The sequence below is a fragment of the Roseovarius sp. EC-HK134 genome, from assembly GCF_902498815.1.
In the GTDB taxonomy this organism is placed as follows: Bacteria; Pseudomonadota; Alphaproteobacteria; order Rhodobacterales; family Rhodobacteraceae; genus Roseovarius; species Roseovarius mucosus_A.
The window spans coordinates 2,194,174-2,209,221 of record NZ_LR701544.1 but is presented as its reverse complement, the minus strand read 5'-3'; the positions used below and the strand labels follow the sequence as shown (position 1 = coordinate 2,209,221).

At 61.7% G+C, this 15,048-nt stretch carries 12 protein-coding genes; 5 read left to right on the top strand and 7 right to left on the bottom strand.

Going from position 1 to position 15,048, the window contains the following annotated elements:
• Positions 1-101 precede the first annotated feature (101 nt).
• The gene (gene gatB, locus GC127_RS14630; RefSeq protein ID WP_151978828.1) at positions 102-1,616 is read left to right on the top strand and encodes an Asp-tRNA(Asn)/Glu-tRNA(Gln) amidotransferase subunit GatB; all 1,515 of its coding nucleotides are present in this window, start codon (positions 102-104) and stop codon (positions 1,614-1,616) included.
• Positions 1,617-1,670: 54 nt separating this feature from the next.
• On the opposite strand, the gene GC127_RS14625 is transcribed toward gatB, so the two are convergent.
• Positions 1,671-2,447, bottom strand: a complete 777-nt coding sequence (locus tag GC127_RS14625) for a 2OG-Fe(II) oxygenase (protein WP_008280257.1) — start codon at positions 2,445-2,447, stop codon at positions 1,671-1,673.
• 30 nt (positions 2,448-2,477) lie between these two features.
• Complete coding sequence (locus GC127_RS14620; protein WP_199861264.1) at positions 2,478-3,236, bottom strand: FkbM family methyltransferase; 759 nt, start codon at positions 3,234-3,236, stop codon at positions 2,478-2,480.
• Between the two features lie 292 nt (positions 3,237-3,528).
• On the opposite strand from GC127_RS14620, the gene GC127_RS14615 reads away from it, so the two are divergent.
• Positions 3,529-5,157 carry an AMP-binding protein gene (locus tag GC127_RS14615; RefSeq protein ID WP_151978826.1) on the top strand — a complete coding sequence of 543 codons (1,629 nt, stop codon included), beginning with the start codon at positions 3,529-3,531 and terminating at the stop codon, positions 5,155-5,157.
• A 96-nt stretch (positions 5,158-5,253) separates the two neighbouring features.
• On the top strand, positions 5,254-6,642 hold the full coding sequence (locus GC127_RS14610) for a bifunctional enoyl-CoA hydratase/phosphate acetyltransferase (protein ID WP_151978825.1): 1,389 nt from the start codon (positions 5,254-5,256) through the stop codon (positions 6,640-6,642).
• A 6-nt stretch (positions 6,643-6,648) separates the two neighbouring features.
• On the opposite strand, the gene GC127_RS14605 is transcribed toward GC127_RS14610, so the two are convergent.
• The 5 genes from GC127_RS14605 to GC127_RS14585 form a co-directional block, all read right to left on the bottom strand.
• Positions 6,649-8,604 (bottom strand): cache domain-containing protein, encoded by a 1,956-nt coding sequence (locus GC127_RS14605; protein WP_151978824.1) that lies wholly within the window; start codon positions 8,602-8,604, stop codon positions 6,649-6,651.
• Positions 8,605-8,692: 88 nt separating this feature from the next.
• The gene (locus GC127_RS14600) at positions 8,693-9,709 is read right to left on the bottom strand and encodes a Fe(3+) ABC transporter substrate-binding protein (protein ID WP_081508225.1); all 1,017 of its coding nucleotides are present in this window, start codon (positions 9,707-9,709) and stop codon (positions 8,693-8,695) included.
• Positions 9,710-9,796: 87 nt separating this feature from the next.
• Entirely contained in the window at positions 9,797-10,606 is an 810-nt protein-coding gene (locus GC127_RS14595) for a metal ABC transporter permease (RefSeq protein WP_151978823.1), read from the bottom strand.
• On the bottom strand, positions 10,606-11,367 hold the full coding sequence (locus GC127_RS14590; RefSeq protein WP_151978822.1) for a metal ABC transporter ATP-binding protein: 762 nt from the start codon (positions 11,365-11,367) through the stop codon (positions 10,606-10,608). The genes GC127_RS14595 and GC127_RS14590 overlap by 1 nt, the downstream gene beginning before the upstream one ends.
• Positions 11,358-11,846, bottom strand: a complete 489-nt coding sequence (locus tag GC127_RS14585) for a Fur family transcriptional regulator (protein WP_037297240.1) — start codon at positions 11,844-11,846, stop codon at positions 11,358-11,360. The genes GC127_RS14590 and GC127_RS14585 overlap by 10 nt, the downstream gene beginning before the upstream one ends.
• A 108-nt stretch (positions 11,847-11,954) precedes the next feature.
• Between GC127_RS14585 and GC127_RS14580 the strand changes: the two genes are divergently transcribed.
• A complete protein-coding gene (locus GC127_RS14580) occupies positions 11,955-13,004 on the top strand; it encodes a zinc ABC transporter substrate-binding protein (RefSeq protein WP_237183479.1) in 1,050 nt (349 codons plus the stop codon).
• A 126-nt stretch (positions 13,005-13,130) separates the two neighbouring features.
• Positions 13,131-15,014, top strand: a complete 1,884-nt coding sequence (locus GC127_RS14575; protein ID WP_151978821.1) for an acyl-CoA synthetase — start codon at positions 13,131-13,133, stop codon at positions 15,012-15,014.
• Positions 15,015-15,048: the final 34 nt, after the last annotated feature.

Here is a 15,048-nt window from a genome sequence, read left to right as displayed (position 1 = left end):
TTTTCACGATTCTTGGTGGAGGTCTATGCCCCTCTTTCCCTGTTGCCCCCTTCGTGCGCCTGTCCTAGAACGCCTCTGATATGTCAGCCGGAGGCAGTGCCATGCTTGATCTCGCCTATGAAACGCCGAAACCTCGCGTCATTGCGGGGGCCAAGCATGATTGGGAACTGGTGATCGGGATGGAGGTGCATGCGCAGGTCGCCTCGAAATCCAAGCTGTTTTCCGGGGCGTCTACGCAATTCGGGGCGGAGCCCAATTCCAATGTCGCCTTTGTCGATGCGGCGATGCCGGGCATGTTGCCGGTGATCAATGAATTCTGTGTCGAACAGGCGGTGCGCACGGGGCTGGGTCTTAAGGCCAAGATCAACCTTTGGTCGGCCTTTGACCGCAAGAACTATTTCTACCCCGATCTGCCGCAGGGCTATCAGATCAGCCAGCTCTATCATCCGTTGGTGGGCGAGGGCGAAATTTTGGTTGATATGGCCCCCGGCATGGCGCGTCTGGTGCGGATCGAGCGCATCCACATGGAACAAGACGCGGGCAAGTCGATTCACGATATGGACCCGGCGATGTCCTTTGTTGACCTGAACCGCACCGGCGTCTGCCTGATGGAGATCGTGAGCCGCCCCGATATTCGCGGCCCCGAGGAGGCCGCCGCCTATGTCACCAAGCTGCGCCAGATCCTGCGCTATCTGGGCACCTGCGATGGCAATATGCAGAATGGCAATCTGCGGGCGGATGTAAACGTATCGATCTGCCGCCCCGGCCAGTATGAGAAATACATGGAGACGCAGGATTTCAGCCATCTGGGCACGCGCTGCGAGATCAAGAATATGAACTCCATGCGCTTTATCCAAGCGGCCATCGAATATGAGGCGCGACGTCAGATCGCGATTGTCGAGGCGGGCGGCACGGTGGTGCAGGAAACCCGGCTCTATGATCCGGACAAGAACGAGACCCGGTCCATGCGCTCCAAGGAAGAGGCACATGATTACCGCTATTTCCCCGATCCTGACCTCTTGCCGCTGGAGATCGAGCAGGCTTGGGTGGATGAGATTGCGGCCAACCTGCCGGAACTGCCGGACGCCAAGAAGGCGCGGTTCGTGCTGGAATTCGGGCTATCGGAATATGATGCCAACGTGCTGACCGCTGATCTGGCCAATGCCGCCTATTTCGAGGCGGTGGCAGAGGGCGCGGGCGATGGTAAGCTGGCGGCGAATTGGGTGATCAACGAGCTCTTTGGACGGCTCAAGAAAGAGGATCATTCGATCGAGGATAGCCCCGTTAGCCCGGCGCAATTGGCCGGGATCGTCCGGCTGATCAAGTCTGACGCCATTTCCGGCAAGATCGCCAAGGACCTCTTCGAGATTGTCTATACCGAAGGCGGCGACCCCGAAGAGATCGTCGAGGCGCGCGGCATGAAGCAGGTGACGGATACCGGCGCGATTGAGCAGGCCGTGGCCGAGATCATCGCCGCCAACCCCGCACAGGTGGAAAAGGCGCAGGCCAACCCCAAACTCGCGGGCTGGTTCGTGGGGCAGGTGATGAAAGCCACGGGAGGCAAGGCCAATCCCAAGGCGGTCAATGACATCGTGATGGCGAGGTTGGGGCTGTAAAAGGCCCCGGGCCATCCCGTCGCGGCGCATGGCCGCGACGCAGGCCTCTTACGCTCAGTTCTTCGGAACCTCGATATTGATCGTGAGGGACCGGCGGAACATGTCGGGGCGGGGGGCCTTGATCGGCTCAACGGCGTGCCAGGAATTGAAGGTCTTGACGAAGATCATGCATTGGTTCGAGTTGAACTCGTAGCAATCGAGCGTGTCCACCTCTTCGAACGGCAAGAACGTGTTGCGGAAGTTGAAGCTGCGCGTTTTGTCCTTGGGCCAGACGACCGAAGTGCCGCCGCCATACTCCGGCTTCCATTCGCCCGGCGCGACCATCGAGACGACCACGGTGATCAATTTGGCGGGCGCGTCTGTGTGCGGCAGGATCGAGCCGCCATCGCCCGGCATCATCGAGAATTCAAAGCGCGAGCGCAGCGGAGTCTTGCGCCGCTCGACCAAGGCCGCGCCGCAGAGCGCCTCGGTCAGGCGCAGGCCAAGGCGCGCGCCGGGCGTGTTGGTGAGCACCATCTTGCGGCCAAGGTCGAGGTCGATGTTGTGGCTGGCCAGAAAATCGACGATGCCGCGCACGAAGCGTTCGCTTTTGACCTCGTCGTGAAAGCGTTTCCAGACCGGGGTCGACTTGATGAAGTCGTGATACTGTTTGGCGTTGTTCACCTCGGAGAGGGAATATTTGTTGCCCAGCTTGGGCATGAACTGAAACCGCTCGGTGTCGGGCCAGTTGTCCAGCATCTCTTGGTAGAGGTCGGCGTCAAACACCGGCTTGGCAAAGGCGATGGGAAAGGGATCGTGGCGGACGTCAGCGCCGTCGAGATTGAACATCATGGGTGTCTCCTTGTTCGGGCGGTGCGGGTCTTAGGCCGCAGCCGGAGCGTAGATTGCGTTATGCGCAATCAACACCGGATCGGCGCCGCGTGCAAGTTTGCGTAAACCGATGTCGGTGCGGTGCCGCTTTTGCGCCCGGTAGCCAAGCCCGTCCATGAAGGCATCGAGATCCTCTGCGTAGTGGGGGCTGACCTCGACCTGAACCGAGCGGGGGCGTTTGGCAGAGCCAAGCACGTTGCGCATCCCCGCCATGACCAGAAGCTCGTTGCCGTCGACATCGACCTTGATCACATCGGGTGTGGGCACGATGCCTTCGGCAACCAGATGATCAAGGGTAAAGGCGGCCTTGAATTCGCGCAGGACCGGCACAAAGGGGCGCTCGTGCCCATCAAGGGTGCGGTCAAGCTGGCTCATGGCCGAGCCTGCCGTCGCCTCGATGATATTGAAGTCGAAAAAGCCGTTGCGGTCGCCCAAAGCGGCCGAAATCACCTTGGCGCGGCTGCTCAGACCGTTCAACGCCATGTTTTGCATCAGGCTGAGCGCATTGGCGGCATGCGGCTCAAAGGACAGGATATGCCCGGTCTCGCCCACAAGGTTGCCGGAAAAGACCGAGTAGAGGCCGACATTGGCCCCGATGTCGCAAAAGGTATCGCCGGGGCGCAGCGTGTCGCGCAGCCAGCGGATCGTGCCCTCTTCCTTTTGCAGGAGAGTGACGGCGCGTTTGTATTCGGTATAGCTGCGGCACGCGAACCGGTAGCTGCCTGTGTCGGTCCGAACCTCGATGGTCATACCGAGGGCCTGCGCAAGCGCGAAGCGTAATCTGAACAATCGACTGGTCAAGACATTTGGGCGGCGCGTGCCGGAAACAATCATACAAATACCTTTCAGAATCACGCCGCCCCGTGCTGAAATTTTGCACACGTCGCTTCGTCCCCTTAGTGCTGCGATTTGAACCTGTAAAGTTACTTTTTCAGCGTGAAAGCACGCTCTCACAGGCTCTGGGACGCGTGTTTGGCAATTGCATCGCTCTGGCATTGCTCTATTCCTTGGACGGATCCGCAGGGACAAGAGGAGGTGCGCGATGGGCTGGATGAAGGAGGAGACCGGGCTGGAGAAATGCGCCGCGAATTTTGTGGCGCTGACGCCGCTGTCGCATCTGAGGCGCGCGGCGCAGATATTTCCCGATCGTGAAGCGCTGGTTTATCGCGGCACGCGGCGCACGTATGCAGAGTATCACGCGCGCGTCTCGCGGCTGGCCTCGGCCTTGGTCAAGCTGGGGATCGAGCCCGGCGATGTGGTGGCGACCCTCCTGCCCAATATACCTGCCCATTGCGAGGCGCATTTTGGGGTGCCCGCCTGTGGCGCGGTGCTCAATGCCATCAACACAAGGCTAGAGGCCGATACAATCGCCTATATTCTCGATCATGGCGGGGCGCGGGTGGTGCTGTGCGATCCGCAATTCCTGCCGGTGCTGGCGCAGGCAATCGAGTTGATGGAAGGCCCACCGCCCGGCGTGGTCGAGGTGGCGGATGATGCGGCGGGCGTGCATGCCCATGGGCATTACATGGAGTATGAGGAGTTGCTGGCCTCTGGCGATCCCGATTTTGCATGGATCATGCCCGAGGATGAATGGGAGAGTTTGGCGCTCAATTACACCTCTGGCACCACCGGGCGGCCCAAGGGCGTGGTCTATCACCATCGCGGGGCGTATCTGATGACCATGGGCACGGTCGTGAGTTGGCAATTGCCGCGCTATCCGACCTATCTGACCATCGTGCCACTGTTTCATTGCAACAACTGGAACCATGTCTGGCTGATGCCGATGCTGGGGGGCAGGGTGGTTTGCTGTCGCGATATTACGGCGCGGGCGATTTATGACGCGATTGCCGATGAGGGGGTCACGCATTTCGGCGGCGCGCCCATCGTGCTGAATATGATCGTCCATGCCAAAGAGGGCGAGCGGCGCGCGTTCGACCATGTGGTCGATGTGTTCACCGCAGGGGCCCCGCCGCCCGCCGCGACATTGGCTGCGATCGAGCCGTTGGGCTTTACCGTGACGCAGGTCTATGGCCTGACCGAGACTTATGGTCATGTCACCGAATGTCTGTGGCAGGATGGCTGGGATGCCCTGCCTGAGGATGAGCGCTATACGATCAAGGCGCGCACCGGGGTTTTGATGCCGATGATGGAAGAGATCACGGCGATGGACCCCGAAACCATGGCGCAAATCCCGATGGATGGCGCAACCTTGGGCGAGATCATGATCCGGGGCAATTCGGTGATGAAAGGCTATCTCAAGAATCCGGCGGCGACCGCAGAGGCGTTTCGCGGGGGCTATTTCCATTCCGGCGATATCGCGTTTCAGCATCCCGGCGGCTATCTAAAAATCGCGGATCGGGCCAAGGATATCATCATTTCAGGTGGCGAGAATATTTCCTCGGTCGAGGTCGAGGGGGTATTGATGCGCCATCCTGCCGTGATGCTTTGTGCCGTGGTCGCCAAGCCGGATGAGAAATGGGGCGAGGTGCCCTGTGCCTTTGTCGAGTTGAAGGACGGGGCCGAGGTGAGCGAGGCCGAGTTGATCGCCTTTGCGCGTGAGAGGCTGGCGGGGTTCAAGACGCCCAAGGCGGTGGTGTTTCAGGAATTGCCCAAGACATCCACCGGCAAGATCCAGAAATTCGAACTGCGCCAGAGCGCCCGCGCGCTTTGATTTGGCGGGCTGCGTCATACGCCTGACACAGGCCCGCGTTTGGGTGGGGTGAGGCTGGGTTAGGGCGCGCAGGCTGCAGGGCAGGAGGTTTGCCGGATGAAGATCGAGAACCGCGTCTTTGACGAGTTGCAGGTGGGGCAGAGCCAGAGCCTGCGGCGGCTGTGCACGCAGGATGATTTGCTGGTCTTTGCCAATATGTCGGGCAATCACAACCCGATGCATCTCTATGATCTGGATGGCGATGGTGATGGTCAGCCCGAGGCCTATGTGCCGGGGATGTTTCTGGGGGCGTTGATATCGGCGGTCTTGGGCAATCTTTTGCCGGGGGCGGGAACGCTTTACCGCGCGCAAAGCCTTGTGTTTCACAACCACGCCCATGCCGGGGACGAGGTTGAAAGCCGGGTCACCGTGACGGATCGCAATGACCGCGACATGACCGTGACGCTGGCCACTGAGGTGCGGCGCCTGCGCGATGATGCGCTGATCGTATCGGGCGTGGCGGTGGTCGAGGCCCCGCGCCGCAAGCTGAACTATTCCAGCCACGATCTGCCCGGCCTTATCGTGCAGCGGCACCGGCATTTCGAAAAGCTGCTCAAGCGGGCGGAGCCGCTCGAGCCGCTGGTAACGGCGGTGGTCTGTCCCGAAGAGGTCAATTCCTTGGGCGGCGCGCTGCGGGCGCGGGCGCATACGCTGATCGCACCGATCCTGATTGGGAATCCCATCCGCATTGCGGCTGCAGCGCAAGCGCTGGAGGCGGATCTGACAGGGATCGAGATCATCGCAGAGCCAGACCCCGAGGCCGCCGCCCGGCGCGCTGTGGCGCTGGTGCAGGCGGGGCGGGCAGGGGCGGTGATGAAGGGGCATCTGCATACCGACCAACTCTTGCGGGCGGTGCTGGACAAGGCGGCGGGGCTGCGCACGGGGCGGCGTCTGAGCCATGTGTTCGTGATGGATGTGCCGGGGCTGGCGCATCTTTTGTTGGTGACGGATGCGGCGATCAACATCACGCCTGATCTGCGCGCCAAGATGGACATCGTGCAGAACGCGATTGATCTGGCGCTGAGCCTTAGGATCGAGATGCCCAAGGTCGGCGTTCTGTCGGCGGTCGAGACGGTCAATCCCGATCTGCCCTCGTCGATTGATGCGGCGCTCTTGTCCAAGATGGCCGAGCGGGGGCAGATCACCGGCGGGCTGGTGGATGGGCCGCTTGCGATGGACAATGCCGTTGATATGGCCGCGGCACGGACCAAGGGGCTGTCATCGCCGGTGGCGGGACGGGCGGATATTCTGGTGGTGCCCAATCTTGATGCGGGCAATATGCTGGCCAAGCAATTGACCTATCTCGCCCATGCCGAGGCGGCGGGTGTGGTGCTGGGCGCGCGGGTGCCGATCATTCTCAATTCGCGGGCGGATGACGATATGGCAAGGCTGGCGTCCTGCGCCGTGGCAGCGCTGCATCATGCCTGGCTGACCGGGCCGGGCTGATCGCGCTTAGCCGGGCAGCCAGACGGTGAATTCCGCGCCGCCTTCAACACGATTGCGCACGGTGATCCGTCCGCCTGCCTGTTGGATCAGGGTCTGACTGACCGAGAGACCAAGCCCGGTGCCTTCGCCCTGTTTGGTGGTGAAGAACGGATCGAACACCAGCGGCAGCTTGTCTTTGGGAATACCGGGGCCGGTGTCTGCAACCAAGAGCGCGGCACCGGGGCAGCTGCCGCGATCCTCGGGGCGGGTGGTGAGGGTCAGGTGACCGGGCGTTTTCATGGCCTGCGCCGCGTTGGTGACAAGGTTGATGATCACCTGCTGCAACTCACCCGGATTGATGCGCACCGGCGGCGTGTCGGGATGGGCGTTCAGCGTTACCGTATGCCCGGATCTGGTTACAACGTGATCCACCAGAACCAGACAATCGCGCAGGACACTGGCCAGATCGACATTTTCCTCGAAGGTGCCGAATTCGCCGGGGCGGGCGAATTGCAGCAATTTGCCCACGATGGCGGTGATCCGCCCGATCTGACGGTCAATGAGGTTAAGTTCGGTGATCACCGGTTCGGTGTGCGCCCCCAGCGTCTGGCGGATCACGTCAAGATTGCCTTGGATCACCGCCGCCGGGTTGTTGATCTCATGGGCAACACCGGCGGTGATCTCGCCGATAGAGGCCAGTTTTTCGGACATCACCAGTTGCTGATAAGTGGTCTCAAGCTTGGCATTCGCGTCGCGCAATTCGGCGGTGCGGGCCTCGACGCGGGCGTTCAGGTCTTCGTTCCATGCGCGCAGGGCGCGGTCGCGTTCCTGCACCTGATCGAGCAGAGTGTCGAGATGGGCCGCCACGGTGCCAATCTCGTCGCGTGCGGCGATGGGGCCGATGCGTGCGGTCATATCGCCGGCTTCGACCTCTTCCATGGTGCGGGTCATGCGTTCGAGCGGGGCAAAGATATTGCGCGCAAGCCTGAGAAAGAGCGGCGCGCTGACGGCCAGAACAACCAGAAACGCGGCAAGAACCAGTAGGTAGGCGCGCCGTTTGGCGGCATCAAACGGGGCCTGAAGAAAACCCACGTAAAGCATGCCCACCCGTTTGCCAAAGCTGTCGGTCAGGGGGCGATAGGCCGAGATATACCAGTCATTGACCACGAACGCGCTATCAAGCCAGGTCTGGCCCTTGTCGAGCACGGTGGCGCGCACTGCCGCCGAAACCCGCGTGCCAAGCGCGCGTTCGCCCGCAAAGAGCCGCACATTGGTCGATACGCGCACATCCTCGAGAAAGAGCGTGGCGGTGCCTTGGCGGTCGCCGGTGGTGCCAGTGTCGCGGTACACCAGCGCATTGATTGTGTCGATGAAATCAAGATTGCGGTTGAGCAGAAGCCCACCGATCAGCACACCTTGCGCCCCGATTGCCGTGACTGGCGTGGCGCTGTGCACGACCATGCCGCGATCCTCGGTCTGGCGGCTGGTGGGCTGCGCGGCAACAGTCGCAACAAGCGGGACGCGCGCGCGATTGGCAAGGGTTACGCCGGTCTGGGGCAGCGAGAGCAGATCGCCGGGCGTGAAAATGTCGATCTCGGTGGCGGGTTGGCCGCGTAGGGCGGTGTCAATCACCGGCCAATCGGCCGAGCGTTTGCGCGCCTCGTGCTGCGGCATAAAATAGAGAAAATCAAGGCCAAGCGCGCGACGGTTCTCTTCCAGAAACGCGGGCAGGTCGGCGGGAGAGGTGCGCGCCACCTCGTCAAAGCGCAAGGAGCGGGCCAGGCTTGTCACCTCAGAGCCGGTGCTGGTCAGCAGGCGTTGCAGATATTGGTCTGCGATGCGCAGATCACTGGCCACATTGGTGATCAGCAGGTTGTCATAATTCGCGGACCAGCGGTTGATCGCCACCAGCAACAAAAGCGGCATCAGCACCGCCAAGGGCAAAAGTGCCAGGATCAGCAATCGTAGCCGAACGGATGTCATGAAAAAGCCGGGCCCCTGTTGAGGAGCCCGACCTTAGGTCAATCATGCAAGCCGCGCAATCGTGCAGGGCCGCAGAGGGGGTGACGGATCAGTTCCAGCCAACTTCGTTAAAGATGGCCTGTGCCTTTGCGGCATTCGCGCCAAAAGAGGCGGTGGGCGTTGTGCTGTCGGGTTTGAACTCGCCCAGCTTGGCCACATGCTCGCCGATATCCACACCGGCCAGCACCGGGTATTCGTTGTTGCCATTGGCGAATTGCTCTTGTGCGGTTTCGCTGGCGAGGAATTCGAGCAGGGCAAGCGCCTCTTCCGGGTTGGGGGCGTTGACGGCAATGCCAGCCGCCACAAGGTTCATATGCGCGCCCCGGTCTTCCTGATTGGGCCAGACCCAGCCGATGCCGTCGATACCGCTGGTCAACCCGTCCACGTCCCCGGCAAGGCCGCGGGCAAAGTAATAGGTGTTGGAGACAGCGATATCACATTCGCCCGACACGATGCCCCGCAGCTGATCGGTATCCCCGCCCTCTGGCGCGCGGGCCATATTGGCGACGATGCCTGCCGCCCACTCTTTGGCCGCCTCTTCGCCATGCACTTCGATGATCGAGGCCAGCAGCGACTGGTTATAGACGTTCGACGAGGAGCGAATGCAGATCTGGCCCTGGTATTTGGGGTCGGCCAATTCCTCATAGGTTTGGGGCGGGGTCTCGACCCGGTCCTTGGCGTAGAAGATGATGCGCGAGCGCTGCGAGAGGCCGGTCCAGAGATTGTCGGGATGGCGCAGATTGGCCGCGACATTGCTCTCGATCAGGTCCGAGGAAAAGGGTTGCAACAGGCCCTCATCCACCGCGCGCGAGACATTGCCCACATCGACGGTCATGAACACATCCGCCGGGCTATTGGCGCCTTCGGCCTTCATGCGTTCGATCAGCTCGGCTTCTTTGCCTTCGATCCGGTTGATCTTGATGCCGGTTTCCTTGGTGAAGGCCTCGTAAAGCGCATCATCCGAATCGTAATGGCGGCTGGAATAGAGATTGACCTCTTGCGCCAGCGCAGGGGCGGTCAGGGCAAGCAGAGCGGTCACGCTCAGGGCGGCTTTGATCGGGTGCATCGGGGGTCCTTTCGAGGTATCCGAGTGATTTGATAGGATATCTCTCGTATTTCCGACAAAAAGAGTCAAGGGTGATTTCCGACTGTTTTAGTCGGATGCCGCGCCGTGATGCCGCAGGCCGCTGCCGATCAGGGCGGTCGTGGCAAAGATCAGCGCCGCGACACAGACGATCGTCGGCCCTGTCGGCGTATCGAACTGGAACGAAAGCCGCAAACCGCCCAAGGCAGAGCCCCCCGCAATCAGCGTGGCGATAGCCGCCATGCGTTCGGGCGTTGCGGCCAAGGGACGGGCGGCGGCGGCGGGCACGATCAGCATCGCGGCGATGAGCAGCACGCCCACCACCTTGATCGCCACGGCAACCACGACGGCCAGTGCCAGCGTGAGCACAAGCTGTTCGCGGCGCGGGTCGATACCTGCGGACCACGCAAGATCCGGGCTGAGCGTTGCCGTCAAAAGCGCCTGCCAGCGCCATGCAAGCAGGCTGAGCACGAGGGCTGCGCCGCCCCAGATCACCAGCAAATCCCCCCGGCTGACCGCCAGAATATCGCCGAAAAGATACGCCATAAGGTCAATCCGGACGCCCGACAGAAAGGACACCGCCACAAGGCCAAAGGCCAGCGCCGAATGGGCCAGAACGCCCAGCATCATATCCATGGCAAAGCCGCGCCCCGAAAGGGTGGAGACCGTGGTCGCCATGATCAGCGACATGGCCAGCGCGCCAACAAAGACCGACATCGAAAAGGCCAGCGCCATCGCCACGCCCAGGATTGCGGCATGGGCCGTGGCATCGCCGAAATAGGCCATCCGCCGCCAGACCACAAAGCTGCCCAAGGGGGCGGCGGCCAGTGCCACACCTAGACCAGCAAGGGCCGCGCGCACCATGAAATCATCCAGCATTATTCGGCGGCCTCGTGGCTGTGGGGGTGATCATGTGCAGGACCGTGGTCATGGTCATGGGCGTGGTTGTGTTCATGCCGGTAGAGCGCCAGTGCGCCTTGGGTGCCGGTGCCAAAAATCGCGCGATATTCCTCGGCTTGGGCGACCACCTCGGGGTGGCCTTCGCAGCAGATATGCCCATTGAGGCAGATCACCCGGTCAGAGGCGCTCATCACCACATGAAGTTCGTGGCTGACCATCAGAACGCCGCAGTTCAATTCGCGCCGCACCTCTTCGATGCGGCGGTAAAACGCGGCGGAACCGGGTTGATCAAGCCCCTGCGTGGCCTCGTCGAGGATCAGCAAATCTGGCTTTTCCAGAAGCGCACGCGCCAGCAGAACGCGCTGAAACTGCCCGCCCGAGAGGTCTGTCATTTGTCGATTGCGCAGGTCTGGCAACCCCGCCTGTTCGAGAGCGGCGCGCGTGGCCTCGGCCGGGTGGTGGCGTGGCAGGCTGAGAAAGCGGGTGACGGTCAGCGGCAGGGTTGGGTCGATATGCAGCTTTTGCGGCACATAGCCTAGGCGCAGGCCGGGGCGGCGGATAATCTCGCCGCGTGCCGGTTTCTGCGCCCCGATGAGGGCGCGCAGCAGCGTGGATTTGCCCGATCCATTCGGGCCGACGATGGTCACGATCTCGCCCCGGTCGAGCGCAAGGCTGACATTCGACAGAACCGTCGAGCGGCCAAACTGAACGGTCAGCCCCTTGGTTTCGATCAGGCGCATGGCTGGGCGCTCTCGCGACATTGCGGACACAGGCCCATCGCCTCGACCACCGCCTGTTCGATGGTAAAGCCCGAGTCGGCGGCGGCCCGGCCCAGCATCCCCTTTGAGGGTTCGGCATGGGCCTCGGCCACCGCATCGCATTGGCGGCAGATGAGGAAGGCGGGCGTGTGATCCTGCCCCGGATGGGTGCAGGCGATAAAGGCGTTCAGGCGCTCGATCTTGTGAACAAACCCATGTGTCACAAGGAAATCCAGCGCGCGATAGGCCACTGGGGGCTGTGAGCCCAACCCCTCGCTACGCAGCGTGTCGAGGATTTCATAGGCCCCCATGGCGCGGTGTTCGCTAAGCAGGATTTCCAGCACGCGACGGCGGACGGGGGTGAATTGCAGCTTGTGGCGGGCACAATGCGCCTCGACAGCGGCGAGGGCGGCGCGCATGCAGCCCTTGTGATCATGCGCCTCGAATCCGATCGTATCCATCTTGCCCTCCGTCAGTGTTGCCCGTGGGATCATTTGGGGGTTGATATGTTATAGGGTTACATTTATCAAGTGGCGCTAAATGTTATGATATCACATATGGAGACTGCCATGCCGATCCGTTTTCTTGCTCCACTCAGCCTTGGGATGACGCTTGCCTCAGCCGCGATGGCCGACGCGCCCCGAGTGGCCACGGATATTGCGCCAGTGCAATCGTTGGTGGCGCGGGTGATGCAGGGGGTGGGCGAGCCTGATGTGATCGTGCGCTCGGGTGCCTCGCCGCATGGCTATGCAATGCGCCCCTCCGAGGCGGCGGCACTGGAAGAGGCCGATCTGGTCTTCTGGATGGGTGAGGGGCTGACGCCGTGGCTGGAAGGCGCGATTGATGCGCTGGCATCCGAGGCACATGCCGTGGAGTTGCTGGGGGCTGCGGGCAGCCGCGTCTTGCCGTTCCGGGAGGGGGTTGCGTTTGAGGCGCATGCGGATCACGGGCATGAAGATCATGGGCATGAAGATAACGACCACGAAGATCACGGGCACGAAGATCATGGGCACGAGGACAAGGGCCACGAGGATCATGCGGAGGCGCATGATCACGACCATGATCATGACCACGGACATGGGCACGATCACGCCCATGGCGGGGCCGATCCGCATGCTTGGCTTGATCCCGCGAATGCGCAGGCTTGGTTGGGATTGATCGCGCAGGAATTGTCCGAGCATGACCCGGAGAATGCCATGATCTATGCCGCCAATGCAGAGACAGCGCAGGCGGAATTACAGGCCCTGTCCGAAGAGATCAAAGCGCAGTTGGCCCCGGTGCGGGATGTGCCGTTTTTGGTGTTTCACGATGCCTATCAGTATTTCGAGACCGCCTTTGACATTTCCGCAGCGGGGGCGATTTCGCTAAGCGATGCGGTGGCGCCGGGACCGGCCCGAATTGCCGCCTTGCGGGAAATGGCTGAGGCGCGCGGCGTCACTTGTGTCTTTTCCGAGCCGCAGTTCGATCCCAAGCTGGTCGAAACGGTGTTTGGCGAGGGGGTGTCGCATGGCGTGATTGATCCGCTCGGCAGCCAGCTTGCGGCAGGGCCGGGGCATTATCCGCAGATGCTGCGCGATATGGCTGGCGCGATGGTCGCCTGTGTGTCGGGGGCAAGTTAGAGCCACGCGGTACAAATGCGTCAAAACGCAGCGTAAATCTTGCACGAACCTGAATTCCCGCACATTCTGCCGTGAACGGGAGAAACCCGCGCCGGGAACGCGGGATAAATCAGGGAGGACGGACCGATGGCGTTCATGACGCGACAGGATGCGCTCGACATCCAGAACGAAATGCCTTGGGCGGCGCGCGAGCGCCCCCAAACGATCTATCAAATGTTGAGCAATGTCGCGCGTAGCTTTCCGGACAGGCCCGCAATCAGCTATCAGCTGTTTTCCGGTGCAACGGACAAGGCGCAAACCCTGACATGGCAGCAGTTTCATGATCAGTGCTGCCAAGCCGCCAATCTGTTTCGCAGCCTCAAGCTGGGTGAGGGCGATGTGGTGGCGCTGGTATTGCCCAACTGTCTGGAAACCGCGGTTGCAACGATTGGCGGGATGATCGCGGGCATCGTCAACCCGATCAACCCGCTGCTCGAGCCAGAGCAGATCAGCGCCATCCTGCGCGAGACAGGGGCCAAGGTGGTGGTCACGCTCAAGGCGTTTCCCAAGACCGACATCGCGCAAAAGACCGCCGAGGCGGTGCGCCACGCGCCGAGCGTGCATACGGTGATCGAGATTGACCTCAACCGCTATCTCACGCCGCCGAAAAGCTGGATCGTGCCCCTCGTGCGGCCCAAGAACCCGGTGCAGCACCACGCCGATTGTCTGGATTTCAACAAGGCGATCGCGCGTCAGCCCAAAACGCTGAGCTTTGCCGATAGCACAGGCGACCGGGTGGCGGCCTATTTCCACACCGGCGGCACCACTGGCATGCCCAAGGTGGCGCAGCACAAATATTCCGGCATGATCTACAATGGCTGGATCGGTCACACGCTGCTCTTTACCGAGCAGGACAATGTGATGTGCCCGCTGCCGCTGTTTCATGTGTTTGCGTGTCATGTGATTCTGATGGCGATGATCAAATCGGGCGCGCATGTGGTGTTTCCGACGCCCGCAGGCTATCGCGGCGAGGGCGTGTTTGATAATTTCTGGAAGCTGTGCGAGCGCTGGAAGATCAGTTTCATCATCACCGTGCCCACGGCCGTTTCGGCGCTGATGCAGCGCAAGGTGGATGCGGATCTGTCGACCGTCAAGAACGCCTTTTCCGGATCGGCCCCGATGCCGCTTGAACTGTTCAACCGGTTCGAATCGGCCACCGGCATTGCGGTGATCGAGGGCTATGGCCTGACCGAGGCGACCTGCCTTGTCTCGGCCAATCCGCCCGAAGGCGAAAAGAAGGTGGGATCGGTGGGGGTGCCGTTTCCCTATACGGATGTGCGGATCATCAAGGGCACGCCGGATGGGCCGATGGATTGCGCCGTCGATGAGGTGGGCGAAATCTGCATTTCCAATCCGGGCGTTTACGCCGGCCATACCTATACCGAGGGCGACAAGAACCGCGATCTTTATTACCATGGCGACTACCTGCGCACTGGCGATCTGGGCCGGATTGATGCGGAGGGTTATCTCTGGATCACAGGGCGCGCCAAGGATCTGATCATCCGGGGCGGGCATAACATTGACCCCGCCGAAATCGAAGAAGCGCTGATGGTGCATAAGGCGGTTGCCATGGCCGGGGCCATTGGTCAGCCGGATGCCCATGCGGGCGAAATCCCCTGCGCCTATGTCGAACTGGTGGCCGGGGCCACTGTCACGGGCGAGGAGCTGCTCGAGCATTGCAAGCGGCATGTGCATGAGCGCGCGGCGGTGCCCAAGCATGTCGAGGTCTTGGCGGAATTGCCGAAAACCGCCGTGGGCAAGGTGTTCAAGCCCGATCTGCGCAAGCTGGCGATCACGCGAATTTACAATGCGGCCTTGGCCGATGCCGGGATTGATGCGCGGGTGACATCTGTGGTGGATGACAAGAAACTGGGGCTTGTGGCCAAGGTATCGGGGTCTGCCAGTGCCGAGGGCGAGGCCGTGGGGCATGTGCTGGGCCAATTCGTGCGGCCTTGGGATTGGGCGAAGTAGGGCGCGCTTGCGCGTCCCGCGCGGCTCGGCCAAG

Coding starts and splice junctions, on each gene's coding strand:
- gatB (WP_151978828.1), top strand. CDS start 102: ATGCTTGATCTCGCCTATGAAACGCCGAAACCTCGCGTCATTGCGGGG.
- GC127_RS14625 (WP_008280257.1), bottom strand. CDS start 2,447: ATGATGTTCAATCTCGACGGCGCTGACGTCCGCCACGATCCCTTTCCC.
- GC127_RS14620 (WP_199861264.1), bottom strand. CDS start 3,236: ATGACCATCGAGGTTCGGACCGACACAGGCAGCTACCGGTTCGCGTGC.
- GC127_RS14615 (WP_151978826.1), top strand. CDS start 3,529: ATGGGCTGGATGAAGGAGGAGACCGGGCTGGAGAAATGCGCCGCGAAT.
- GC127_RS14610 (WP_151978825.1), top strand. CDS start 5,254: ATGAAGATCGAGAACCGCGTCTTTGACGAGTTGCAGGTGGGGCAGAGC.
- GC127_RS14605 (WP_151978824.1), bottom strand. CDS start 8,604: ATGACATCCGTTCGGCTACGATTGCTGATCCTGGCACTTTTGCCCTTG.
- GC127_RS14600 (WP_081508225.1), bottom strand. CDS start 9,709: ATGCACCCGATCAAAGCCGCCCTGAGCGTGACCGCTCTGCTTGCCCTG.
- GC127_RS14595 (WP_151978823.1), bottom strand. CDS start 10,606: ATGCTGGATGATTTCATGGTGCGCGCGGCCCTTGCTGGTCTAGGTGTG.
- GC127_RS14590 (WP_151978822.1), bottom strand. CDS start 11,367: ATGCGCCTGATCGAAACCAAGGGGCTGACCGTTCAGTTTGGCCGCTCG.
- GC127_RS14585 (WP_037297240.1), bottom strand. CDS start 11,846: ATGGATACGATCGGATTCGAGGCGCATGATCACAAGGGCTGCATGCGC.
- GC127_RS14580 (WP_237183479.1), top strand. CDS start 11,955: ATGCCGATCCGTTTTCTTGCTCCACTCAGCCTTGGGATGACGCTTGCC.
- GC127_RS14575 (WP_151978821.1), top strand. CDS start 13,131: ATGGCGTTCATGACGCGACAGGATGCGCTCGACATCCAGAACGAAATG.